The sequence below is a fragment of the Streptomyces sp. NPDC107654 genome, assembly GCF_055639035.1.
This window is the reverse complement of record NZ_JBVKBI010000004.1, coordinates 165666-189895: the sequence shown is the minus strand read 5'-3', so window position 1 is coordinate 189895 and position 24230 is coordinate 165666. Positions and strand designations below refer to the sequence as shown.

Genomic DNA, 24230 nt, shown 5'->3' with positions numbered 1-24230 from the left:
ACGGTCGAGGCATGTCTCCCGCCAGTACCGGGGCGTCCACCCGCGTGGACGCCGTCTCGCCCGCCCCTTCCGCACCTTCGGCACCTTCGGTGTCCTCCCGCGACGTCGCCTCCGACTCGCGTATGACCCCCGGCGGTCCGGGCTACCGCCGGATGAGCCTCGCCCTCTTCCTCGCCGGAGTCGCGACCTTCGCCCTCCTCTACTCCACACAGGCCCTGCTGCCGCTGATCTCCGGGGAGTTCGGGGTCGCGGCGAGCGAGGCGAGCTGGACCGTGGCGGCCGCGACCGGTGGACTGGCCCTGTTCGTCCTGCCGATGAGCGCCCTGTCGGAGCGCTTCGGGCGCCGTACGGTGATGACGGCCTCGCTGGCCGTCGCCGTCACGGTCGGCATGCTGGTGCCGTTCGCCCCGTCGCTCGGTGCGCTGGTGGTGCTGCGCGGGGTGCAGGGCGCGGCGCTGGCCGGGCTGCCGGCGTCGGCGACCGCGTACCTGGCCGAGGAGGTGCGGCCCAAGGCGCTGGTCACGGCGATCGGGCTGTTCGTGGCCGGCAACAGCGTCGGCGGTATGAGCGGCCGGGTCATCACCGGCTGGGTCGCGCAGGAGTGGGGCTGGCGGATCTCGGTCGGCGTGATCGGCGCGCTGGCGGTCGTCTGCGCGGTGGCGTTCCGGCTGCTGCTGCCGGCCCCGCGGCACTTCACGGCGGGTTCGCTGCGCCCTCGGGTGCTGCTCGGCACGGTCCGCGGTCACCTCTCCGACCCGCTGTTGCGCCGCCTGTACGCGATCGGCGCGCTGTTCATGACGGTGTTCGGCGGTGTCTACACGGTGATCGGCTACCGGCTGACGGCGGCGCCGTTCGGGCTGCCGCAGGGCATCGTGGGTTCGATCTTCCTCGTCTACCTGGTGGGGACGGTGTCCGCGTCCACGGCGGGCCGGCTGGTGGGCCGGCTCGGCCGCCGGGGCGCGCTGTACCTGGCGGGCGGTACGACGGCGGCGGGACTGCTGCTGACCCTGACCACCTCCCTCGTCCTCGTCATGCCGGGCCTGGTGCTGATCACGGCGGGTTTCTTCGCCGGGCACGCGGTGGCGTCGTCGGCGGTCGGCAAGACGGCCACGCACGGCCGCGCCCAGGCGTCGGCGCTGTACCAGTCCGCGTACTACGTCGGCTCCAGCGTCGGCAGCACGGTCGGCGCGCTGGCCTTCCGCGCGGACGGCTGGGGCGGCACGGTCGGGGTCGGGCTGCTCGCGGTCCTCGGTGTCGTCACGATCACCGCCCTGGGCTCCCGGGCGGCGCGCGTCGCGGCGCGAGGCCCGCTCGTGGCCGACGCGCGGTGAGGACGCCGCGAAGGGGCGCGGGGACCTGCGTGAGCCACCACGCCGGCGCCGCGCCCGCCGGTGTCCCGCGCCTCCCGAGCCCCTGGGCACCCCCCTCTCCACCTGCACGTTCCCGGACTCCGGGGGCCATTGTCAGTCCCCTGCGGTAGCTTCCAAGGTGCTGGGGCGCGAAGGCGCGCTACAGGAACGGCCACAGGGGTGGGTGGACGATGGGCGACAGCACGGCGACGGCGGATCTCGACGTCGCACTGGAGAAGCACCGGACCGAGCTGACCGGGTACTGCTACCGGATGCTCGGCTCCTCCTTCGAGGCCGAGGACGCGGTGCAGGACACCCTGGTGCGCGCATGGCGGAGCCACGCCTCGTTCGAGGGCCGTTCCAGCCTGCGCTCGTGGCTGTACCGGATCGCGACGAACGTGTGCCTGGACATGCTGAAGGCGGGCAGCAAACGGGCCCGGCCGATGGATCTGACGGAGGCGACCCCGCTCGCCCGGGCGGCGCTCTCACCGCGCCCGGACCACACCTGGCTGGAGCCGATGCCCGACGCGCGCGTGCTGCCGACCGTGGAGGACCCCGCGGAGGCGGCGGTCGCCAAGGAGACGATCCGGCTCGCCTTCATGGCGGCCCTGCAGCAGCTGCCGCCCAAGCAGCGGGCGGTGCTGATCCTGCGGGAGGTGCTCGCGTGGAAGGCGAGCGAGGTGGCCGAGCTGCTGGACACCTCGGTCGCGTCGGTGAACAGCGCGCTGCAGCGGGCCCGGGCCACGCTCGCGGAACGCGGGGACGCGGGAGCCGAGGGGGCGGTGTCCGATCCGCTGGACGAGGAGCAGCGGAAGCTCCTGGAGCGGTACGTCAAGGCCTTCGAGGGCTATGACATGACGGCGCTGACGGCGCTGTTGCACGAGGACGCCATCATGACGATGCCGCCGTTCGACCTGTGGCTGCGCGGCACTGCCGACATCACCGGTTTCATGACCACCATCGGCGCCTCCTGCGCCGGCTCCCGGCTGCTGCCGGTCCAGGCCAACGGCCTGCCGGGCTTCGCGCACTACAAGCCCGACCCGGAGAACGGCGGGTTCAGCCCGTGGGCGGTGCAGGTGCTGGAGATCTCAGACGGCCGGATCACCGGATTCCACTGTTTCCTCGACACCCAGCGCTGGTTCCCGCTCTTCGGTCTGCCCCTCCACCTGGAAGCGGAGACCGACGAGGTCGAGAAGGGCGTGTAGCGCGGGGCCGGCGCCCCGCAGCCGGATCCGCCCGTCGGCCCGGCGGGCGGACAGCTCCAGCCGGGCCAGCAGATCGACGGCCGCCAGCCCCGGCGGCCCGAGCCCGTCTACATCACACACGACCACCCGGCCCCCACCCCCCTCCAGCAACGCCCGCACCTCGGCACAGAGCCCGTCCACCACATCCCGGCGAACGGGCCCGGACAGCACCAGCACGGCAGGGGTCTCGGCATCCACGTGCGGTAGACCGACGGCACGGCCGGAACTCATCGGAGGGTGCGGCGGCGTGCGTCCGGGCGTCTCCGGGATCACATTGACCGGTTCGCCCGCCGCCCCGCAGGGTGGGGCCTGTGACGGGGGTGCTGAGCGGGTTCGCGGTGATCGCGGTCGTCATCGGGGTGGGCTATGTGCTCGGGCTGCGCGGGACGCTCGGCGCGCAGGGCGGGGAGGTGCTGACGCGGCTCGCCTTCAGCCTGGCGGGCCCCGCGCTGCTCTTCACCACGCTCGCCCGTGCCGACCTCTCGGTCCTGTTCTCCGCCCGGCTGCTGGTGACGGCCCTCAGTACGGCCGCGGTCGCCGGGGCCTTCGTCGCGGTGGGGGTGGTCCGGCGCTGGGGGCTGGGCCGTACGACGATCGGTGCGCTGTGTTCCGGTTACGTCAACTCGGGCAACCTCGGCATCCCGATCGCCGCGTACGTGCTGGGCGACGCGTCGCTGGTGGCGCCCGTGCTGCTCTTCCAGGTCGTCCTGGTCACGCCGGTCGCCCTCACGGTCCTGGACCTGTCCGGCACGGGGGCGAAGGGCACGGTGTGGCGGCGTCTGCTGACCCCGCTGCGGAACCCGATCGCCGTCGGCTCCGTGTCCGGGGTGGCGGTGTCGGCGGCGGGCTGGCAGCTCCCCGGCCTCCTCCTGAACCCCCTCACCGTGCTCGGCAACATGTCCGTCCCGGCGGCCCTGCTGGCCTTCGGCATGTCCCTGCACGGCAACCCGGCACCCGGCCGGGGACGGGACAGCCACCTGGTCCTGCTGTCCGTCGCGCTGAAGTCACTGGTCCAGCCGCTGGTGGCCTGGGTCCTGGCTCGCGGCGTCTTCGGCCTGCACGGCGCCCCCCTGCTGGACGTGGTGGTGACCGCGGCCCTCCCCGGCGCCCAGAACGTCTTCACCTACGCCAGCCGCTACCGCGTGGCCGAGTCCCTGGCCCGCGAGTCGGTGCTCCTGTCGACAGTGGTGTCGGTGCCGGTGCTGGTGGGGGTGGCGGCGGTGCTGGGGTGACGCCGGGTCAGTCGACCGGGAACTCGCTCGTGTCGATGGTGACGCCGAACGGCTCCGGCAACTCGATGAGATCGCCGAACTTGACCGCCTTGAGAACCCGGTAGACGTCGCCCTTGGGCTCCCCGTAGAGGGTCGCGGTGGGGCCGCCGGGCGCCCAGCGGTCGACCAGGAGGTACAGCGGGATACCGGCGGTGGCGTAGGCGGCGGGCTTGCTGACGCGGTCGTGTCCGGCGTTGGACTTGGAGGTGACCTCGACGACGAGTTCGGCGAGGGCGGCGGGGATGTGGGAGTCGGCCTCGGCGCATTCCCGCACCGGAGCCACCAGCAGATCCGGGATGAGCATGCCCAGCCGCGACGGCACGGCGATGGCCAGTGTCTGGAAGATCTCCCACTCTTCGGGGATCACGGAGTAAAGGCGACGCTGGATGCGGGCCGCGATCACGTTGTGGCGGGACGCGGGAGCAGGTGACACGGTGATGATCCCCTCGATGATCTCCACCTTGCTGCCCTCCGGCCACTCCATCTCCTCCCAGTACCGGACGAGGTCGTCCCAGTTCTGGTCGGAGTCCTGGCTGACGGTGAGTGCGCTCATGGCGGTCTCCTATCGGTGCGTCACCAATCCCAGCATGCCGAACGGGACCGGCGGAGGTCCACCGGTCCCGTTCACCCGAATGAGGAAACCCCAGGTCAGGCGATACGTTCCAGCACCACCGGCGAGGCCGTGAAGTCCGTGCCGGGGGCCGCGATGTCGTAGGAGCCGACCACCGCCTGGAGGGCGTAGTCGAAGCGCTCGGGGGTGTCGGTGTGCAGGGTCAGCAGGGGCTGCCCCTCGGTGACCGTGTCGCCCGGCTTGGCGTGGAGCTCGATGCCCGCGCCCGCCTGCACCGGGTCCTCCTTGCGGGCCCGGCCGGCGCCCAGGCGCCAGGCGCCGACGCCGATGTCGTACGCGTCGAGGCGGGTCAGGACGCCGGAGGACGGGGCCTTGACGACGTGCTGCTCCTTCGCGGTGGGCAGCGGCGCGTCCGGGTCGCCGCCCTGCGCCGCGATCATCCGGCGCCAGACGTCCATCGCCGAGCCGTCGGCCAGGGCCTTCGCGGGGTCGGCGTCCCTGATGCCCGCCGCGTCGAGCATCTCGCGGGCCAGGGCGACGGTCAGTTCCACGACGTCCGCGGGGCCGCCGCCGGCCAGGACCTCGACCGACTCGCGGACCTCCAGGGCGTTGCCCGCGGTGAGGCCCAGCGGGGTGGACATGTCCGTCAGGAGCGCGACCGTCTTCACGCCGTGGTCGGTGCCGAGGCCGACCATCGTGGAGGCCAGCTCGCGGGCGTCCTCGATCGTCTTCATGAAGGCGCCCGAGCCGACCTTGACGTCCAGCACCAGGGAGCCGGTGCCCTCCGCGATCTTCTTCGACATGATCGAGGAGGCGATCAGCGGGATCGCCTCGACGGTGCCGGTGACGTCCCGCAGGGCGTACAGCTTCTTGTCGGCGGGGGCCAGGCCGTCACCCGCCGCGCAGATGACGGCGCCGACACCGTCCAGCACGTTCAGCATCTCCTCGTTGGAGAGCAGGGCGCGCCAGCCGGGGACCGACTCCAGCTTGTCCAGGGTGCCGCCGGTGTGGCCGAGGCCGCGGCCGGAGAGCTGCGGGACGGCCGCGCCGCAGGCCGCCACGAGGGGCGCCAGCGGCAGGGTGATCTTGTCGCCGACGCCGCCCGTGGAGTGCTTGTCGGCGGTCGGGCGGGACAGCGAGGAGAAGTCCATGCGCTCGCCGGAGGCGATCATCGCCGCGGTCCAGCGGGCGATCTCGCGGCGGTTCATGCCGTTCAGCAGGATCGCCATGGCGAGCGAGGACATCTGCTCGTCGGCGACCTCGCCGCGGGTGTAGGCGTCGATGACCCAGTCGATCTGCGCGTCGGTCAGCTCGCCGCGGTCCCGCTTGGTGCGGATCACGGAGATGGCGTCCATGGCCATGGCGGGTGTGGTTCCTTCCGGGAGGTGCGAAGTGTGCGGCCCCCCTGCGAGCGGGGCAGGGGGGCCGTACGGCATTACTGGGAGAGGTGGCCCGGACCGAAGGCCTGGGGCAGCATCTCGGAGAGCGGGAGGACGCCCTCGGGGGTGTCCAGGAGCAGGTCGGGGCCGCCGAACTCGTAGAGCAGCTGGCGGCAGCGGCCGCACGGGACCAGCAGGGCGCCGGTGCCGTCGACGCAGGTGAAGTGCGTCAGGCGGCCGCCGCCGGTGCGCTGGAGGTCGGAGACCAGGCCGCACTCGGCGCACAGGCCGAGGCCGTAGGAGGCGTTCTCCACGTTGCAGCCGGTGACGGTGCGGCCGTCGTCGACCAGGGCCGCGACCCCGACCGGGTAGCCGGAGTACGGGGCGTAGGCGTGGGACATCGCCTCCCGCGCCACCTCCCGCAGCGCCTCCCAGTCGAAGCCGGCGGATTCCCGGGTCACTTGCCCTGGCCCTTCCGGTAGCGCATGCCGTCCGCCTTCGGCATCCGCAGGCGCTGCGCCGAGAGGGACAGCACGAGCAGGGTGACGACGTACGGGGTGGCGCCCACGAAGTCGCTCGGGACCTCGTCGGTGAGCAGGTACCAGACCAGGACCAGCGCGGCCGTGACGGCGCTGACCACACCCTGCACGAGGGCCTTCTTGTACAGCTTCCAGCCGGCCAGCAGCGCGAGCAGGACGACCAGCAGCAGGAGCAGGGCGTGGACGGTGACACCGCCGTTGCGGAGCTGGAGCGCGTCGGAGTATCCGAACAGGCCCGCGCCCATCGCCAGGCCGCCGGGGCGCCAGTTGCCGAAGATCATCGCGGCGAGACCGATGTAGCCGCGGCCTCCGGTCTGGCCCTCCAGGTAGGTGTGCGAGGTGACCAGCGCCAGGAAGGCGCCGCCGAGGCCGGCGAGGCCGCCGGAGATGGCCACGGCCGCGTACTTGTACTGGTAGACGTTGACGCCGAGGGACTCGGCGGCGACCGGGTTCTCACCGCAGGAGCGCAGCCGCAGCCCGAACGGGGTGCGCCACAGCAGCCACCAGCTGCCGATGAACAGCAGCACGGCGAGGATCGTGACCACGGACAGGTTGGTGATCAGACCGCCGATGATGCCGGCGAGGTCGGAGACCAGGAACCAGTGGTGCTTCTCGATGGAGGCGAGTCCGTCGGAGAGGCCGGGGATGGTGACGTCGGGCAGCGAGTCCGCGGGCGGGGACTGCTTGGGGTTGCCGCCCGCCTCCGCGGCCTTGCCGCCGGCGAAGAACAGCTTGGCCAGGTACTGGGTGGCGCCGAGCGCGAGCAGGTTGACGGCGACACCGGAGACGATGTGGTCGACGCCGAAGGTGACGGTGGCGACGGCGTGCACCAGGCCGCCGAGGACACCGAAGCCGATGCCGCACAGCAGGCCGAGCCAGGGGCTGGTCTGCCAGCCGATCCAGCCGGCTCCGAAGGTGCCGAGGATCATCATGCCCTCGAGGCCGATGTTGACCACGCCGGCCCGCTCGGACCACAGGCCGGCGAGTCCGGCGAGGCCGATCGGCACGGCGAGGCCGAGCGCGGCGGCGACCTGTCCGGCGGAGTCGAGCTGGTTGGCGCCGGTGATCACGCGGACGGCGGCCAGGAGCAGCAGCGCACCCGCGACGATCATCAGGGTCAGTCCGAGGGAGCGGCCGGAGCGCTGGGGGGCGCCCGCCGCCTTGGGGGCCGCGGGCGGCGGCGCGTCGGTCATCGTGGCAGTCATCACGCCACCTCCTGCTTCTTCGTCGCGGCGGCGGCCTGGGCGGCGAGTTCCGCACCGACCTTCTGCTGCTGGCGCTTCAGGCCGTAGCGGCGTACGACCTCGTAGGCGATGACGACGCACAGCACGATGACGCCCTGGATGACGCCGAGGATTTCCTTGTCGTAGCCCTGGAATTCCAGGTGGTTGGTGGTGCGCTCCAGGAAGCCCCAGAGCAGGGCGCCGAGCGCGATGCCGATCGGGTGGTTGCGGCCGAGCAGCGCGATGGCGATGCCGGTGAAGCCGATGCCGGCCGGGAAGTCGTTGCTGAACTGGTGGCTGTCGTTCAACAGGGTCGGCATGCCGATCAGACCGGCCACCGCACCCGAGATGATCATGCTGGTGGCGATCATCTTCTTCACCGAGACACCGCTGGCGCCGGCCGCGCTCTCGGACTGGCCGACGGTGCGCAGGTCGAAGCCGAACCGCGTACGGCCCAGTACGAACCAGTACGCGACGCCGACGACGGCGGCGATGACGATGAAGCCCCACAGCTCACCGGCGGGGCCGGTGTCGAAGCTGAAGAAGTACGAGGACGACGGCAGCGGCTTGGTGGAGACGAGGGTGCCGGCCTGGTCCAGCTGGCCGAGCTTTCCGGGCTGGAGCAGGTAGGCGATGATCGCGGTGGCGATCGAGTTCAGCATGATGGTCGCGATGACCTCGCTGACGCCCCGGGTCACCTTGAGGATGCCGGCGATGGCCGCCCACAGGGCACCGGTCGCCATGGCGCAGATCATGATCAGCGGGATGGCGATCCAGCCGGGCACGGTGAGCACCCCGCCGAGGACGGCGGCGATGAACGCGGCGAGCCGGTACTGGCCGTCGACACCGATGTTGAACAGGTTCATGCGGAAGCCGATGGCCACCGCGACGCCCGCGAGGTAGTAGGTCGTCGCCTTGTTCAGGATGTAGACCTGGCTGTCGCTGGCGAAGCCGTAGGTCACCATGTCGCTGAAGGCGTCGCCGGGGTTCTTGCCGGTCGCGAGGATCACCAGGGTGGTGACGACGAGCGCGGCGACGACCGCCAGCAGCGGCGCGGCGATGCCGAGGAGCAGCCGCTCCTTGTCGATGCGTTGGGTCAGCTTGTTCATCGCTCGTCGTCCTCTGTGTGCTCCAGGTGGCCGGTGGCCGCACCCGTCATGGCGGAGCCCAGCTCTTCGGGGGTGATCGTGGCGGGGTCGGCGTCGGCGACCAGGCGGCCGCGGTACATCACCCGCAGGGTGTCGGAGAGCCCGATCAGCTCGTCCAGGTCGGCGGAGATCAGCAGCACGGCCAGGCCCTCGCGGCGGGCCTCGCGGATGTAGTCCCAGATGGCCGCCTGCGCGCCGACGTCCACACCGCGGGTGGGGTGGGCGGCGATGAGCAGCTTGGGGTTGTGGCTCATCTCGCGGCCGACGATCAGCTTCTGCTGGTTGCCACCGGAGAGGGAGGCGGCGGTGACGTCGATGCCGGGGGTGCGGACGTCGTACGCCTCGACGATCCGCTGGGTGTCGGCGCGGGCCGCCTTGGGGTCGAGCAGTCCGCCGCGCGAGTTGGGCTTCTCGGTGACGTGGCCGAGGATGCGGTTCTCCCACAGCGGTGCTTCCAGGAGCAGGCCGTGGCGGTGGCGGTCCTCCGGGATGTAGCCGATGCCGGACTCGCGGCGGTGGCGGGTCGGGGCGTGGGAGATGTCGGTGCCGTCGAGGGTGACGACGCCGGCGTCCGGGTGGCGCATGCCCATGATCGCCTCGACCAGCTCGGACTGGCCGTTGCCCTCCACGCCGGCGATGCCGAGGACCTCGCCCTTGTGGATGGTGAAGGAGATCTCGTCCAGGATGATCCGCTCGACGCCGTCGAGGTCGGTCTGCGCCAGGTGCAGGCCGTCCACCTTCAGCATCGGCACGTCGGTGACCGTGGACTCCTGGGTCTCCGGGGTGGGCAGTTCGCTGCCGACCATCAGTTCGGCGAGCTGCTTGGGGGTGGTGGCGCGCGGGTCGACGGTGCCGACGGTGGTGCCGCGCCGGATGACGGTGATCTCGTCGGCGACGGAGAGCACCTCGCCCAGCTTGTGCGAGATGAAGATGACGGTGAGGCCCTCGGCCTTGAGTTCGCGCAGGTTGTCGAAGAGCGCGTCGACCTCCTGCGGCACCAGGACGGCGGTGGGCTCGTCGAGGATGAGGGTCTTGGCGCCGCGGTAGAGGACCTTGAGGATCTCCACGCGCTGTCGGTCGGCGACACCGAGTTCCTCGACCAGGGCGTCGGGACGGACACCGAGGCCGTAGGCGTCGGAGATCTCCTTGATCCGGGCGCGGGCCTTGCCCCCGATGCCGTGCAGCTTCTCCGCGCCGAGAACGACGTTCTCCAGCACGGTGAGGTTGTCGGCGAGCATGAAGTGCTGGTGCACCATGCCGATGCCGCGGGCGATGGCGTCGCCCGGGTTGTGGAAGACGACCTGTTCGCCACCGACGGTGATGGTGCCCTCGTCCGGCTGCTGCATGCCGTAGAGGATCTTCATCAGGGTGGACTTGCCGGCGCCGTTCTCACCGCACAGGGCGTGGACGGTGCCCGTGCGGACCGTGATGTCGATGTCGCGGTTGGCGACGACGCCGGGGAAACGCTTGGTGATGCCGCGCAGTTCGACGGCAGCGGGAGGGCTGGACGCGTTGATGGCGCACTCTCCTCGGGGAAAGGGGCTGCGGGGAGGGGGCAGGCGTCGGCGACGCTAGCGCGGCAACTCCGCGCTACACGCGTAGAGTTGACACATTGTTATGGCTCGGCGGGGGGCTCCGACAGGCGCCCCCGCGCCGAGCCGAGGTCCGGCGGGACCCGTCAGGTCACGGGGTGGTCTTGACCTTGATCGAGCCGTCGACGATCTTCTTCTTCGCGGCGTCCAGCTTGGCCTGGAGGTCGTCGATGAAGCCGCCGCTGGTGGACAGCGAGACGCCGTCCTTGGCGAGCGAGTAGGTGTTGGTGCCGGCCAGCGGCTTGCCGTCGTGGACCGACTTCACGAAGTCGTAGACACCGACGTCGACGTTCTTGACCATCGAGGTCAGGATCGAGTTCTTGTACTTGGCCAGACCCGGGATGTTGTACTGGTCCGAGTCCACGCCGATGGCCCAGGCGCCCTTCTTGCCGGCGACGGCCTCGATGGCGCCGTTGCCGGAGGAGCCGGCCGCCGTGTAGATGACGTCCGCGCCGTTGTCGAGCATGCCCTGCGCGGCCTCCTTGCCCTTGTCGGGGCTGGCGAAGCCGGAGGTGTCCGAGCCGTGCGACAGGTACTGCGTGTCGACCTTGGCCTTCTTGTCGGTGTCCTTGACGCCCTGGACGAAGCCCGCCTCGAACTTCTTGATCAGCGGGACGTCCACACCGCCGATGAAGCCGACGTGGTTCGACTTGGTCTTCAGGGCGGCGGCGACACCGGCCAGGTAGGAGCCCTGCTCCTCGGTGAACGTGATGCTGTCGACGTTCTTGCCGTTCACGACCGAGTCGACGATGCCGAAGCTGGTCTTCGGGTACTTCGCGGCGACCTTGGTCATGGAGGCGGCGTAGGCGTAGCCGACACCGATGACCGGGTTGTAGCCCGCGTCGGCCAGGTCGGACAGGCGCTGCTCACGGTCGGCCTCGGTGTCCGAGGTCTTCGCGGTCAGTTCCTTGATGTCGCCGCCGAACTCCTTCTTGGCCTTGTCGGCACCGCGCGCGGCGGAGTCGTTGAAGGAGCGGTCACCACGGCCGCCGACGTCGAAGGCGAGACCGACCTTGACACCCTTGCCGTCGCCGCCCGAGGAGGACGAGCCGGTGTCGTTGTCGGAGGAGGTGCTGCCACAGGCTGTGGCAGTCAGTGCGAGAGCTGCGGAGGCGAAACACGCAGCGGAAAGCTTGGCTACCCGGCGCACGGGAAGGCTCCTTCACCTGACCTGAGCGCCACGTAGGCGCTTGATGTGAGCACCTTGGCAGTGCTCCGGCCGAGACGCCCCCATCGGCGTCGGCTTCGCGGCATCGTAACGCGCGTAGATGTCGCAAAAAACCCTCTCGCGAAGCCGTTATCGATTCGAGGCAAACACTGTCTGAACTCGGTCTCCGGCCCTTCTCGCGCCGATGTCGCGGACCGTGCACGAATGGCTTGCATCCGTGTTGCGCCGGCCGAGGGGGACGGCCCCGAGGGGCCGTCCGATCAGCTCTGCGCGCCGTTGCGGTCCAGGAACGCGGCGGCCGTGAACATCTCCACGCCGACCGTGATCGCGTGCTCGTCGGCGTCGAAATCGCCCTGGTGGAGATCGCGTACCGTCCGCTCGCCGGGCCGGCGCACGCCGAGCCTGGCCAGCGCGCCCGGCACCTGCTCCAGGTACCAGGAGAAGTCCTCGCCGCCGAGGCTCTGCTCGGTGCTCTCGACGGACTTCATCCCGCGCCGGGCGACCATGGCCCGGCGCAGCAGCTCGGTGGACTCCCGGTCGTTGACGACGGGCGGCACCCCGCGCATGTAGGTGATCTCGGACTTGGCCCGGTGCAGGGTGGCGACCTCGTCGATGGCCGCGTGCACGATGTCGGGGGCCTGCCGCCAGGCCTCCAGGTCCAGGCAGCGCACGGTTCCGGACAGCTCGGCGTGCTGCGGGATCACGTTCGGGGCGTGGCCCGACTCGATCCGGCCCCAGGTGACGGCGAGACCGGCGCGGGTGTCGACCCGGCGGGCGACCACCGCGGGGACGTCGACGGCGACCCGGGCGGCGGCGGTGACCAGGTCGGTGGTGAGGTGCGGGCGGGCGGTGTGCCCGCCGGGACCGTCGAGCGCGATCTCCACGCGGTCGCAGGCACTGGTGATCGGCCCGTGCCGCAGCCCGATCTTCCCGACCTCCACCCGGGGGTCGCAGTGCACCGCGAGGATCCGGCCGACCCCGGTCAGCACGCCGTCCTCGATGGCGTCGAGGGCGCCGCCGGGCAGCACCTCCTCGGCGGGCTGGAAGAGCAGCCGCACCGGGCGGGGCAGCAGGCCCTTGGCGTGCAGGTCGGCGAGTACGAGCCCGGTGCCGAGCACCACGGTGGTGTGCACGTCGTGACCGCAGGCGTGCGCCCGGTCGGGCACGGTGGACCGGTACGGGCAGTCGGTCTTGGCGTCCGGGATGGGCAGGGCGTCGATGTCGGCGCGCAGCGCGAGCAGCGGTACGGGGAGGTGCTCGGGGTGCTCACCCTCCGCGAGCCCGATGTCACAGACGAGTCCGGTTCCGGTGCTGAGCACGCGTGGCCTGAGCCCGGCCTGCTCCAGCCGCTCCTTGATCGCGGCGGTGGTGCGGAACTCCTGGTTGCCCAGCTCCGGGTGCATGTGCAAGTCGCGACGGAAGGCGACGAGTTCGGCGTGCAGGGACTCGCTCAACACGCCGGGGAGCACATCACCCGGGAGGCCGGTCTCGGACTCTAGGGACATCAATTGCTTCACCCTCTGAAGGGTAGGACGCCCGGGTGGTCAACTACCCCTCGATCAACAAAAGTTCAGCCCGTTAGGGGAAGAAAATCTGACCGGCGGACGCATGGCGGCGAACTGTGGTGGGTAAAACCTCTGTTTTCCTCCTCCACGCATACCACGCCTCACCCGGATCACGCGCGCGATGTCCAGAAACCGGACCACCACGGATCCCGGTGGTCCCGCCCGGCCCGGGCCGTCCTCGCCGGAACACTTCGTCCGCCCCGCGGCTAGAAGTGCTCGACCTTCTGCCCCTCGGGGACCTCGTAGCAGCCGGAGACGACCATCACGCTGAGCTTGGGCGGGTTCCGCTTCGCCATCCGGGTGATGTGCACGCCCGCCTTCTGGTCGTCGTTGTCGGCGACCAGGGTGAGGTTCTTGTTCGCGCTGCTGTCGGGGCCGTACTCGACGATCTTCCAGCCGTGCTCCGGCATCCCCTCCTGGAGGTTCCGCATGGCGACGTCGAGATCGTCCGCCGACGCGGGGTGGAAGCTCCACTTGTGCAAGATCCGGAAGTACCTGTCCCGGTCCTTCCCCGAGCACTCCCGGACCCCGGGGCTGCCGTCGGAGGCCTTCCCCTTGACGCCGATCAGGTCGTACAGCCGGCTGGACACCTTCTGCGTCCGCGCGGCGGCGTCCTGTGACGTTCTGGTGCCGGCGGAGGGGACGTCGTCGGATTCGTCGGCGGACATCATCCCGCATCCGGTGACAGCGGTCAGGGCGAGGGACGCGAAGAGCGCCGCCGTACTCCGTCCGATGTCCACGTCACCAGCTCCCCGGAGTGCCATGGCCTAGAAGTGCTCGACCTTCTGGCCGTCCGGAACCCGGTAGCAGCCGGAGATGACGTCCACGCTCAGCATCGGCGGGTTGTCCTTCGCCATCTGGATGACGTGGACGCCGGCCTTCTTCGCGTCATTGTCGGCCGTGAGCCTGATGTTCTTGTTCTTGCTGGTGTCCGGCCCGTACTCGACGATCTTCCAGCCGTGCTTCGGCAGCGTCTCCCTGAGCCGTTGCATGGCTGCCTCGAGGTCACCGGGGGACGCAGGGGTGAAGCTCCACGGGTGGAGGACCCGGAAGTACGTGTCGGGGTCCTTGCCGGAACACTCCGTCACCGTCGCACGGCTGTCGGAGGTCTTGCCCTTGACACCGATCAGGTCGTAGATGCCGCTGGAAACGGCTTCCACCGCGTCTGCCGCGTCGCTCGACGTGCTCGTGCCGGCGGAGGGGATGTCGGAACCGCTGTCAGTCATGTCGCATCCGGTGAGGGTGGTGAGCGCAAGGGGTATGGCGAGCGCGAGGAATCCCAGCGTGACCTTCATGTCCGGGGCACCTTTCCTACCTCACACGATCTCAGAACCGGCGGCGCGGACGAGGGCTTCGGCTCCGCGTCGTCGCCCCTCCCGGGGTGTCCGTCCTCGGCCTCGGGCCCCCACTGGGCCACCACGGTGATCAGCGCCGTGTCGTAGAAACGGCAGTTCGCCGTCCGGCGCGGTGACGTGTCGCCGGTGTGGGACACCGCGCGTGGGCCCGATCCGGCACGGTCAACCGGAGGTGCCGGACTCTCACGGGCCCGGGCCCGGCCGGTTGGCGCTAGAAGTACTCGACCTTCTGGCCCTCGGGCGCCTTGTAGCAACCGGAGACGACGGTCAGGCTGAGCTTGGGCCGCTCCCTCTGCGGCATCTTCGTGATGTGCACGCCGGCCTTCTGCTCGGCGTTGTCGGCAATCAGGAGGATGTTCTTGTTCTTGCTGGTGTCCGGGCCGTAGGAAACGATCTTCCAGCCGTGCTTCGGCAGTCCCTCCTTGAGGTGCTCCATGGCGGCGTCGAGATCGCCCGGCGACGCGGGGTAGAAGCTCCACGGGTGGAAGACCTTGAAGTACGTGTCCCTGTCTTTGTCAGGGCACTCTTCGACGCCCGCGCGACTGTCGGACGCTTCGCCCTTGACGCCGATCAGATCGTAGATGCCGCTGGATATCTTCTCCAGCGCGTCAGCGGCGTCGCCGGAGGTGCTGGTGCCGACGTACGCGACGTCGTCGGACTCTTTGTCAGTCATGCTGCATCCGGTCAGGGTGGTGAGCGCGAGGGGCATGGCGACCGCGAGGACGCCCAGCTTGATCTTCACGTCGGGGAGTCTCTCCTGGGTCCCGGTAGCCACCGGGTGATGGGCCGGCCCTGCCCCGTCAGCGCGTCGGGGTCGTGCCGTCGGACTTGCTCCGGAAGCAGTCGGACACCACGGTGACCTCGATCATGGACGAGCGCTTGCTGTCGGCGGGCTCCCGCCACAGGCGAAGGTCGGCGGACAGATGGCTGTCGCGTGAGTCGGCCACGATCTGCGGAAGCTTCGCCCGGCTCTTGTCGGGGCCGTCCTTCACGATCTTCCACCTCCTGGCGGGCAGCTGGGCGCGCAGACGGTCCATGGCCTTCTCCAGGTCGTCGCCGGGCACACCGTGGACGCTCCACGGGTGCCGCATGCGGTGGCCTGGTTGCGCAGGCTTGTCGAACCCTCGTCCCAGAAGGCGCCACCCCTGCTTCGCCCACACGTACCCCTGTGGGATGCCGAGGCCCGCGGCGTGCTTCGCCTGCATACCGGGGCTGCCCACCGCGATGACGTCGACCACCGGCAGCCCACCTTCGAGCGTGCGCGTGCCCCGCCCCGGCCCGTGGCCGGGATGCCGTCGAGTTTGCCCACGAGGTCCGGGCAGAGGGAGACCCAGGCCGCACGCTCCTCGTCGGTGAGCCTTTGTCACCAGGCCGCGTTGTCCTTGGGGCTGCTGTCCTTGGGGGGCAGCAGCGGAAAGTCCAGGTACTTCCCGCCCACCTCGTTCATGCCGTCACACGGATGCGACCGCCGGGGTGGACACCGCGACCCGGAGGGTGCCGTCAACCGAAGGGGCCAGCCGGGCCACGGTCCCGTCGTCGGCGTTACGCGCCGCGAGCGAGGGAACGCCGTTCACCATCGGGACGTGCCGTACCGTCCAGCCTGCACGCACGAAGTAGGCATGGGCCCGCTGCATCGCCTGGGCCAGTACGTCCTCCGCGAGCGGCTGCGTCGACCAGGCGTGGTGGGCGTAGGCGGCCTCGGCGTCCTGGTGGGTGCTCAGCCCTTCCCCTTCCCTGGCGGGGGCGTGCGGCACCTGAAGCGCGTCGTAGATACGGCTGGAGTGATCCAGAACCCGGCGCTCGGCCTGGTCGTCGGGGGTGGCCCGACGGAGCGAGGCAGGGTCGGCCGTGGCGGTGGCGTCACTGGGCGGGAAACAGGGTGAGGTGACGCCGAGGGAAGCAACACCCGTGCCCTTCTCCTTGTCCAGGACACCGGTGATGGCATCCATCCAGAAGTCATCGGGTTCGGTTCGCATGCTCACGGTGGGGTACGGATCGGACCAGTCGGCATCCGACGACTGGAACTTGTAGCCCTGCTTCACCCAGGCGTCCCGCGCTTGCCGGACCAGACTCTTGGCCTCAGTGTTCGGCACCCCTGTCAACCGGTACGTGAGACTCAGCTGCACCCGCTCGCCGGAGCTGTGCTCGTCCGCGACACAGGCACCAATCGGCTCGGGCCCGACCCGCTTGAGGATCGGCTTCGGCGACATGCCGTCCACCGCCTGGTGGATGATCTCCTCGGCGCGCTCCATTGCTTGCTGCTCGTCCATCGCAACCTGCTTCGATGAGGGGCGGCCCGCCCCGGTCTCGTCCTGACTCGATCCGCATGCCGCAACCGTGATCGCCATGATCAGCGATGCGACACCGCATAGTGCTCTGCGCAGTCTCACGGTTTCCCTCCGGTCGCGATCTTCGCCATGTTGGTCAGGGAGTCTCCCTCCCAGTACTGAGAGTGAGCAGGCACCTGAAAGTCCCAGGTGACCGGGTCGCCGTCAGCGACTCGGAAGGTCTGACCACCGAATTCGTCGGATATCGGGTCATTGCCGTACATGATGGAGTGGTCGTTGAAAAGCCGGTAGTACGCCATCGGGTTCAGCGGTGCGAGCGTACCGGCCGGCGGTGGGGCGAGGTTCACGATGTCGTTCTTGGCGGTGGCCGCCCAGACGTGGTCGGCGCCGATGTTGAGGTCCTTGGCGTGATCCACGCCCGCGCCGGGGCTGCCCACCAGGACCGCGTTGTCCACCGGCAGGTCGGGGTGGTCACGCATGGTCTCACCCGCCACGAGGGAACCGTAACTGTGACCGAGCAGCGTGGAGTTCACGGACCCCTGGTGGGCGGTGTCGATGCCGTTCAGGAAGTTGCTCAGGGGCTCGCGGGCGGCATCGGCGTACTTCGCGTCGGTCGCGTCGCCGAAGAGGCTCTGAGGGGCGTCGTAACCGAGCCACATGATCGATGCCGTCGACTGGCCGGAGCCCGTGCTCTCCGCTTTCGTCTGAAGCAGTTCCGCTCTCCGGATGTCTCCCTCGATACCGCTCAGCTTGGCACCGGTCCCCGGCACATAAGTGACCACGTTGTCCGCGGTATCGGGATCACCGATCGACATGATGGCGTGGCCACGGTTCCTGGTGTCGAATCCGAGCAGGTACGGACGGGCGTGCTCGTCGGTGACGTTGTCGAAGCGCTTCTGGATCGCGTCCATGCCGTCGAGCGAACTGTGCGCACCCTTGCGCGCCTCCTCCCACTTCTTCCACTCCCGGCTCTCGACCATCGGCGCCCACTTCACCTCGCGCCCGGTGATCGGGCTGATGTAGGGCTCGTACCGCTTGGGTTCGGGATGCTTCTTCAACCAGGCCGCATAGTCGAGATGGGCTTGCGCACGGGCCTCGTCGAAGACAGTGCGGTTGGCCTGGTCCCGTACGGATGCGGGGAGTCCGTCCATGGCGCCCACGGAGTCGGGGTGCATGGAGATGTAGGCCGACTTCTGGTCGTCGTCGAGGCCCTTCCACCAGGCCGCGTTGTCCTTGGGGCTGCCGTCCTTGGGCGGGTGGGGCAGAGAGTCCAGGTACTTCTTGCCGGCCTCGCTCACCCCGTCCTGGTCGGACTTGACGTCGGACCAGTCCCGGTCGGACACCACCAGGTCGTCGTCCGCCTTCAGCGCCCGCAGCTTCGGCGCCCACTTGGCGTCCGCGTCCGCGGCCTCCTTCAGCGCGTCCCCGATGCGGTTCGCGAAGCCGATGGCCTTGCCGAAGTTCGGGTTGGGGTGCTGGTGGATGGCCTGCTGCTCGATCGCGTTGGCCGTCGGGTCCGTCGTGCTCGTCGAGGGGGACACGGAGCCGCCCTCGGGTACCTTGCCGTCGACCTCCTTGCCGCCGGCCGGGAACGACACGGAGCCGTCCGCGCCCACCGTGCAGCCGGCCGCCTTGGCGTCCTCCAGGGCCGCCTCCAGCTTCCGCTTCGCGGCGGCCATGTCGTACGCGAACCCGTTCAGCGCGGTACTGGCCAGCGCGCACTCGGTCTGGATGTAGTGGAAGTTCTTGCCCAGTTCCTTCAGTTCGCGCACGGCCGCGTCGGCCGTCTCGCCCTTGAGCTGGTTGCGGATACCGGCGGATATCCGGTTCTCCACCGTGTCCTTGGCGGTGCTCGCCATCTCGCTCGTGGCCCGGTACCCGTCGGCCGCCTCCTCGTACTCCGAGGGCTTGAGCGCCTGCAGCGTCGCTATGTCCATGAGCCCCCGTCACCGGCCCTTCGCCTGGCCGCCGACGGCCTCGGTGTCGTGGTACTTGCCCTTGATCTTGTCCAGCTCCGCCTTCACCTCGGCGTCGGACATCGACAGGTCGTGCCCGGACTTCTCCATGACCCCGCCCAGCTCACCGCAGCGGGCCTTGACGTCGCCGACGTACTTCTTCCAGGACTCGTACAGCTCCTGCTGCGCCGCCGCCGACTGCACACCGGAGGTGTCGCCCAGCCCGGACTGCCCGTCGTCCAGCTTTCCCAGGGCCTTGCCGATGCCGTCCTGCAGCCCCTTGGTGTCCTCGCCCGCCTTCGTCCAGGCCTTCTTGTCCGACTTCAGGTCACCGGCGCCGCCGCCCGGATCCGACGGAACGTGGTTCAGCTGCATCCCCGTGGAGCCGCGGGCCGCGGCGTCCGCCTTCAGTCGCTCCCACTCGTCCCACGCCATGCGTGATGTTCTCCCCGTTTCCCCATCTCCCCGATGCCGGCGGTCTTCCGCCGTCTCATGCGGGTCCCGTGCACGAGGTGAAGGAGCCTATCGAAATGTGATCACACTGCGCCTGAGTATCCGTACTCATGCCTGCGAGGCCGGCGGCTACGCCGGGCTCACCGCCGCCAGCCGGTGGACGTCCCGGGCCGTGCCGGTCACTCCGGACAGGAAGCCCTGGGCGCGGGGGGAGGCGGTCTCGGTGAGCCAGGCCGGGTCGATGTCGCAGACCGCCACGCGCACGCCCGTGCCGACGAGGGCCAGCGGCAGGGTGTGGACGACCGTGGAGGGGAAGCTGAGGATCGTACGGCCGATGGGGCCGCGGCGGGCGATCAGTTCCAGGGGGAGGTCCGGGCGGACTATCTCCAGGCCCGTCTCGGTGGCGAGGCGGTGGAGCTTGTCGGTGCTCTCGCGGCGGTGCGCGAAGTAGCGGGTGGCGCCGTGGGCCTTCGCCAGGAGCTGGACGGCCTCCACGTAGCGGTCGCCGTCCACGACCCCCGTCTCCACCAGGGAGGTGCCGACCAGGTCCGCGCTCTGGGTGATGCGCGGTGGTCCGAAGCGGGCGCGGGTCCAGGCGAAGTCGTTGGCGGTGACGGTGACGCCGTCCGGGATCTCGGTCACCGGCATGGAGGAGAACACCTCGACGCGGCGCCGGTCGCTCGGGGTGAGGCGGCGGCGGGCGGAGGAGGAGACCGGGGCGAAGAGGAGGTCGCGGGCGCCGGGGCGGCCACCCTTGCGGTGCCAGCGGACCAGTCGCTCGCCGCGGGCCAGCTGGGCGACGAACTCCATCGTCGCCGTGCCGTCGTCCACGACCACGAGGTCGCGGGCGCGGGTGATGGTCAGCAGGAGCTGTACGTAGCGGGAGAAGGGGTCCCCCATCACGATGCGGTCGGCCCGGCGGAGGGAACCCGCCAGGCCGCCGATGGTGTGGAAGGGCGCGGTGGTGCCGCCCCGCGCCTCCTCCCAGCGGACCCGGTACCCCTCGTCCCGGGCCAGGTCGGCCATGCGGCGCAGCTGGCCCCGGGTCATGGGGTCGGTCGGGGACAGGACGACGAGGGTCAGCTCCCCGCCGGCCGCCGGCGGACCGCCCGGCGCGGTGCCGCCCGGCGCGGTGCCGCCCGGCGCGGTGCCGCCCGGCGCGGTGCCGCCCGGCGCGGTGCCGCCCGGCGTCCGCCGGGCCTGCGCGGGCACGGAGGGGGAGGCCCCGGCCGGTCCCCCGGCCTCCCCGCCGCCCGGCGGAACCCCCGGTGCCGCCCCGGCCCGGCCCGGCGGTACGGCCGGGCCGGAGACGGCAGGGGCCGAGGTGACCGGGTCCGGCACGACCGGATCCGACGCGACCGGGTCCGGCACGGCCCGGCCCGGCCCGAGCGGGCCCGGTCCGGCCGGCCCGGGCACCGCCGGCCGCTCCGGCTCGGCAGGCCCGCGCAGGCCGTGCAGGTGTGCCCACTCCAGTACGTTCAGCAGCTGTACCGGGCTCTCCACGAAGGCGAGCGTGCGGGCGGCGTGGCCGGCCTGACCGGCGCGGGGGCTCATCGGCGTACGACCGTCCCGTCGTCAGTGACCTGGATTCACACCGAGACCGGCTCGCCCGCCGCCGCGGCGATCTCCGCCTCGGCGACGGCGCCCGCGACCCGGCGCAGCTTCTTCATCGGGCCCAGCTCGGAGTCGTAGACCTTCTTGACGCCGTCGCCGAGGGAGGCCTCGATGGTGCGGATGTCGCGGACGAGGCGGGTCAGCCCCTGCGGCTCGACCGAGGCGGCCTGGTCGGAGCCCCACATGGCGCGGTCCAGGGTGATGTGGCGCTCGACGAAGGTCGCCCCGAGCGCGACCGCGGCGAGGGTGGTCTGCAGGCCGGTCTCGTGGCCGGAGTAGCCGATCGGCACGTTCGGGTACTCCTTCTCCAGCGTGTTGATCACGCGGAGGTTCAGCTCCTCGGCCTTCGCCGGGTACGTCGAGGTGGCGTGGCACATCAGGATGTTGTCGCTGCCCAGGACCTCGACCGCGTGGCGGATCTGCTTCGGCGTCGACATGCCGGTGGAGAGGATGACCGTGCGGCCGGTGGCGCGCAGGGCGCGGAGGAGCTCGTCGTCCGTCAGGGACGCCGAGGCGACCTTGTGGGCGGGCAGGTCGAACTTCTCCAGGAAGGCGACGGCCTCGGTGTCCCACGGGGAGGCGAACCAGTCGATCCCCTTCTCCTTGCAGTACGCGTCGATCCGGCGGTACTCGTTCTCGCCGAACTCCACCCGGTGGCGGTAGTCGATGTAGGTCATCCGGCCCCAGGGGGTGTCGCGCTCGATGTCCCACTGGTCGCGCGGGGTGCAGATCTCGGGGGTGCGCTTCTGGAACTTGACGGCGTCGCAGCCGGCCTCGGCGGCGACGTCGATCAGCTTGAATGCGTTCTCCAGCTCACCGTTGTGGTTGATGCCGATCTCGCCGCAGATGTAGACGGGCCTGCCCGGGCCGACCTCGCGGGAACCGAACGTGCGCAGACGGGAGTTGGTGCTCATCAGGGGGTGTCCTTACTTGGGGAGGGAATCGAGAGAGGGGCCGAGGATCCAGCTGGCGATCTCTCGGATCGCGCCGTCACCGCCGGGGACGGTGGTGACCGCGCGTGCGGCGCCGCGTACGACGTCGTGAGCGCTCGCGACCGCCACGGGCCAGCCGACGAGGGCGAAGCACGGGAGGTCGTTGACGTCGTTGCCGACGTAGAGCACGCGCTCCGGCGCGATGCCCTGCTCCTCGCACCACTGCTTCAGCGCGAGGTCTTTCCGGTCGATGCCGTGCAGCACGGGGATTCGCAGCTTCCGTGCGCGGGCGGCGACGACCGGGTTCTGTTCCGTGGACAGGATCAGCAGCTTCAGGCCGCTCCTGCGGAGGGCCGCGATGCCGAGCCCGTCGCCGCGGTGCACGGCGACGAACTCCCGTCCGTCGGAGTCGACCAGCACCCGGTCGTCGGTCTGGGTGCCGTCGAAGTCCAGTACTACGGCGTCGATGTCGTCGTAGGAGGGCAGCGAGCCGGGGCGGTCCGCGTCGAAGAGCGGGGCCAGGGCCCGGGCCCGTGCGAGGTCGTGCGGGTCGTCGATCTCCAGCACCCGGGCCGGGTCGGTGCGGACCAGCTCGGTGTGGCCGAAGAAGCGGTGGTGGTGCTCGCGGAAGCCGGCCGCGTCCATGGCGTAGGCGGCGCCGGTCTCCAGGAAGTCCTGGGGGCGGTCCTGGCGGCGCGGGCGGTAGGACTTGTCGTGGTTGACGCCCGCCCCGCCCTCGCCGTCGGCCTCCCGCCAGACGAAACCGTGGAAGGGGGCCACGGTGACGGCGGTGTCGGCGCCGTTCTCGGCGACCGCGGCGGCCACCGCGTCGATGTCCTCGCGGACCAGGAAGGGGCTGGTGCACTGCACCAGCAGGACGACGTCGACGCAGGTGCCGTGCAGCGTCTCGTGGGTGTCCATGGCGTGCAGGACGGCCGCCTCGGAGGTGGCGGTGTCCCCGGCGATGGCGGCGGGCCGCAGCACGACCTCGGCGCCGGCCTCCCGGGCGGCGGCGGCGATGGCCTGGTCGTCGGTGGAGACGACGACGTCGGTCACCAGCCGGGTCGCCCGGCACTCGCGGACCGCGCGGACGACCAGCGGGACACCGCCCACGGGGGCGAGGTTCTTCGCGGGGACGCCCTTGGAGCCGCCGCGCGCGGGGATCACCGCGAGCACCCGGCGCAGCGATGTGCCCGGGCCCGCTTCCGAGTGGGACATGGGGTGTACTCCTTGGAGTGAGGTCACAGCTCGCCCATCCGCCGGATCACGGGGGCGACGCGCTGGACGCCGTGCCGGTAGGCGCCGCGCGCTGCCCGGCGCACGATCTGCCGGACGGGGCCGGGCGCCTTGTCGGCGGCGGGTGCGCCGGGCAGCGGGACGCCGTCGGGGCCGAGGTGGTGGCGGGCGAGGATGCCGGGCAGGTAGCCGGGCGCGGTCTCGGGGGTGTAGTAGGGCATGAGGGGCGGCAGTCCGCCGGGCCGGTCCAACAGCTTGGCGATGCGCTCGCGGGCCGCGTCGAACGCGGTGGCGTACGAGCCTCCCCCAGAGGGGGTACCCCCAGCGGCGACGCCCTGCCGGGCCACCCACTCCTCGTCCGGCACCGGCCGGTGCCCGGCGTCGAGCTGGTCCCAGGAGGCGAGGCAGCCGGAGCCGGTGAAGTGGTGGTTGCCGAGCGCCTCGCGGACACCCAGGTCGGTGAGGACGGCCGTGGGGACACGGCGGTGCAGGGCTTCCAGGGCGGCCGTGGAGCTGACCGTGACGAGCAGGTCGGTGCGGTCCAGCACCTCGCCCATGTGCCCGTACACCAGGCGGAAGTTGGCCGGCAGGCCGGTGCCCTGGGCCAGCTTCTGGTACGGCAGCTCCTCGATGTGGGTGGTGTGCTCGCCGGGCTTGGAGCGCAGCTTGAGCAGCACCTCCCGCTCGGGGTGCTTGCGGGCGTGCTCGATGAGGCGGTTCAGCAGGTAGGTACGGTCCCGGCGGTTGTCCGGCACGGACGGCTGGGCCGCGAACACCACCGTGTAGGGCTCGTGTTCACCGGTGTAGGGCGCCCCGCCCAGGAAGGGCAGCGCGACCTCGGTGACCGAGGAGGCGTCGGCGCCGACCCCCTCGTACACGGCCCGGAACCGGTCCGCGTCGTGACGGGAGTTGGCGAGGACGAGGTCCGCGCCGTGGCGCAGCAGCAGGCCGTCGGTGAGCTTCTCGTAGACGACACCGACGTAGCCGGTGACGACCACGGGACGCCTCCCGGACCCCCAGGCGGCGCGCAGTCCGTGCAGCATCGCCTGGACGCCGCCGCCGACGAGGGCGAGGACGAGCACGTCGTACGGGCCGTCGGGGGCCTCGCTCATCGCGCGCAGGAACTCGAGGCCGGTGACCTCGCGCAGGGAGTCGGCCCGGACGCCCACTTCCTGGAGCTGGCGGGTGGTCGGGGTGGCGCGTCCGCGCAGGAGGTAGCCGTCGAGCCGGACCTCGGCAGCCGCGGGAGTGAGTCGCCGCGCGGTGAGCGCGCCCCACTTCCAGCGGGTGTCGGAGTCCGCGAGGACGGCGACCCGCAGGGAGTTCGTAGCACTTGCTGGCACGTCGA

The 24230-nt window shown here is 70.8% G+C and carries 23 protein-coding genes; 3 read left to right on the top strand and 20 right to left on the bottom strand.

Going from position 1 to position 24230, the window contains the following annotated elements:
- Window positions 1–11 precede the first annotated feature (11 nt).
- Both ACZ7N4_RS09125 and ACZ7N4_RS09120 read left to right on the top strand, forming a co-directional pair.
- Window positions 12–1331 (top strand): MFS transporter, encoded by a 1320-nt coding sequence (locus ACZ7N4_RS09125; protein ID WP_471355488.1) that lies wholly within the window; start codon window positions 12–14, stop codon window positions 1329–1331.
- 209 nt (window positions 1332–1540) lie between these two features.
- Window positions 1541–2554, top strand: a complete 1014-nt coding sequence (locus tag ACZ7N4_RS09120) for a sigma-70 family RNA polymerase sigma factor (RefSeq protein ID WP_471355485.1) — start codon at window positions 1541–1543, stop codon at window positions 2552–2554.
- Here ACZ7N4_RS09120 and ACZ7N4_RS09115 read toward each other — a convergent pair.
- Window positions 2438–2824 (bottom strand): STAS domain-containing protein, encoded by a 387-nt coding sequence (locus ACZ7N4_RS09115; protein WP_471356163.1) that lies wholly within the window; start codon window positions 2822–2824, stop codon window positions 2438–2440. The genes ACZ7N4_RS09120 and ACZ7N4_RS09115 overlap by 117 nt on opposite strands.
- Before the next feature lie 80 nt (window positions 2825–2904).
- Between ACZ7N4_RS09115 and ACZ7N4_RS09110 the strand changes: the two genes are divergently transcribed.
- A complete protein-coding gene (locus tag ACZ7N4_RS09110; protein ID WP_471355482.1) occupies window positions 2905–3825 on the top strand; it encodes an AEC family transporter in 921 nt (306 codons plus the stop codon).
- A gap of 7 nt (window positions 3826–3832) precedes the next feature.
- Here ACZ7N4_RS09110 and ACZ7N4_RS09105 read toward each other — a convergent pair whose 3' ends face one another.
- The 19 genes from ACZ7N4_RS09105 to ACZ7N4_RS09015 form a co-directional block, all read right to left on the bottom strand.
- On the bottom strand, window positions 3833–4417 hold the full coding sequence (locus ACZ7N4_RS09105; RefSeq protein WP_471355479.1) for a Uma2 family endonuclease: 585 nt from the start codon (window positions 4415–4417) through the stop codon (window positions 3833–3835).
- Window positions 4418–4512: 95 nt separating this feature from the next.
- Window positions 4513–5796 carry a thymidine phosphorylase gene (locus ACZ7N4_RS09100; protein WP_471355477.1) on the bottom strand — a complete coding sequence of 428 codons (1284 nt, stop codon included), beginning with the start codon at window positions 5794–5796 and terminating at the stop codon, window positions 4513–4515.
- A 74-nt stretch (window positions 5797–5870) separates the two neighbouring features.
- Window positions 5871–6275: a cytidine deaminase gene (locus ACZ7N4_RS09095; RefSeq protein ID WP_471355475.1), complete on the bottom strand. Its 405-nt coding sequence runs from the start codon at window positions 6273–6275 to the stop codon at window positions 5871–5873.
- Window positions 6272–7558: an ABC transporter permease gene (locus tag ACZ7N4_RS09090; RefSeq protein WP_471355473.1), complete on the bottom strand. Its 1287-nt coding sequence runs from the start codon at window positions 7556–7558 to the stop codon at window positions 6272–6274. Before ACZ7N4_RS09090 ends, ACZ7N4_RS09095 begins: the two co-directional genes overlap by 4 nt.
- Window positions 7558–8685: an ABC transporter permease gene (locus ACZ7N4_RS09085; protein ID WP_471355470.1), complete on the bottom strand. Its 1128-nt coding sequence runs from the start codon at window positions 8683–8685 to the stop codon at window positions 7558–7560. The genes ACZ7N4_RS09090 and ACZ7N4_RS09085 overlap by 1 nt, the downstream gene beginning before the upstream one ends.
- Complete coding sequence (locus tag ACZ7N4_RS09080) at window positions 8682–10208, bottom strand: ABC transporter ATP-binding protein (RefSeq protein WP_471356161.1); 1527 nt, start codon at window positions 10206–10208, stop codon at window positions 8682–8684. The genes ACZ7N4_RS09085 and ACZ7N4_RS09080 overlap by 4 nt, the downstream gene beginning before the upstream one ends.
- Window positions 10209–10407: 199 nt before the next feature.
- Window positions 10408–11466 (bottom strand): BMP family lipoprotein, encoded by a 1059-nt coding sequence (locus ACZ7N4_RS09075; RefSeq protein WP_471355468.1) that lies wholly within the window; start codon window positions 11464–11466, stop codon window positions 10408–10410.
- A gap of 278 nt (window positions 11467–11744) precedes the next feature.
- Window positions 11745–12989, bottom strand: a complete 1245-nt coding sequence (locus ACZ7N4_RS09070) for an amidohydrolase (RefSeq protein ID WP_471355465.1) — start codon at window positions 12987–12989, stop codon at window positions 11745–11747.
- Window positions 12990–13255: 266 nt separating this feature from the next.
- Entirely contained in the window at window positions 13256–13789 is a 534-nt protein-coding gene (locus ACZ7N4_RS09065; RefSeq protein WP_471355463.1) for a hypothetical protein, read from the bottom strand.
- Window positions 13790–13816: 27 nt separating this feature from the next.
- A complete protein-coding gene (locus ACZ7N4_RS09060) occupies window positions 13817–14344 on the bottom strand; it encodes a hypothetical protein (protein WP_471355460.1) in 528 nt (175 codons plus the stop codon).
- A 271-nt stretch (window positions 14345–14615) separates the two neighbouring features.
- Window positions 14616–15146, bottom strand: a complete 531-nt coding sequence (locus ACZ7N4_RS09055) for a hypothetical protein (RefSeq protein ID WP_471355457.1) — start codon at window positions 15144–15146, stop codon at window positions 14616–14618.
- Window positions 15147–15204: 58 nt separating this feature from the next.
- Entirely contained in the window at window positions 15205–15771 is a 567-nt protein-coding gene (locus ACZ7N4_RS09050) for an alpha/beta hydrolase (RefSeq protein WP_471355455.1), read from the bottom strand.
- Window positions 15772–15855: 84 nt separating this feature from the next.
- Window positions 15856–16752, bottom strand: coding sequence for a hypothetical protein (locus ACZ7N4_RS09045; RefSeq protein ID WP_471355452.1), 897 nt, complete (start codon window positions 16750–16752; stop codon window positions 15856–15858).
- Between the two features lie 38 nt (window positions 16753–16790).
- Window positions 16791–18629 carry an alpha/beta hydrolase gene (locus ACZ7N4_RS09040; protein WP_471355450.1) on the bottom strand — a complete coding sequence of 613 codons (1839 nt, stop codon included), beginning with the start codon at window positions 18627–18629 and terminating at the stop codon, window positions 16791–16793.
- 9 nt (window positions 18630–18638) lie between these two features.
- Complete coding sequence (locus tag ACZ7N4_RS09035) at window positions 18639–19082, bottom strand: hypothetical protein (protein ID WP_471355448.1); 444 nt, start codon at window positions 19080–19082, stop codon at window positions 18639–18641.
- Window positions 19083–19229: 147 nt separating this feature from the next.
- Entirely contained in the window at window positions 19230–20441 is a 1212-nt protein-coding gene (locus ACZ7N4_RS09030; RefSeq protein ID WP_471356158.1) for a hypothetical protein, read from the bottom strand.
- A 248-nt stretch (window positions 20442–20689) separates the two neighbouring features.
- The gene (locus ACZ7N4_RS09025; RefSeq protein ID WP_471355446.1) at window positions 20690–21628 is read right to left on the bottom strand and encodes an N-acetylneuraminate synthase family protein; all 939 of its coding nucleotides are present in this window, start codon (window positions 21626–21628) and stop codon (window positions 20690–20692) included.
- A gap of 12 nt (window positions 21629–21640) precedes the next feature.
- A complete protein-coding gene (locus ACZ7N4_RS09020; RefSeq protein WP_471355443.1) occupies window positions 21641–22864 on the bottom strand; it encodes a cytidylyltransferase domain-containing protein in 1224 nt (407 codons plus the stop codon).
- 23 nt (window positions 22865–22887) lie between these two features.
- Window positions 22888–24225 (bottom strand): DUF6716 putative glycosyltransferase, encoded by a 1338-nt coding sequence (locus tag ACZ7N4_RS09015; protein ID WP_471355440.1) that lies wholly within the window; start codon window positions 24223–24225, stop codon window positions 22888–22890.
- Window positions 24226–24230 lie beyond the last annotated feature (5 nt).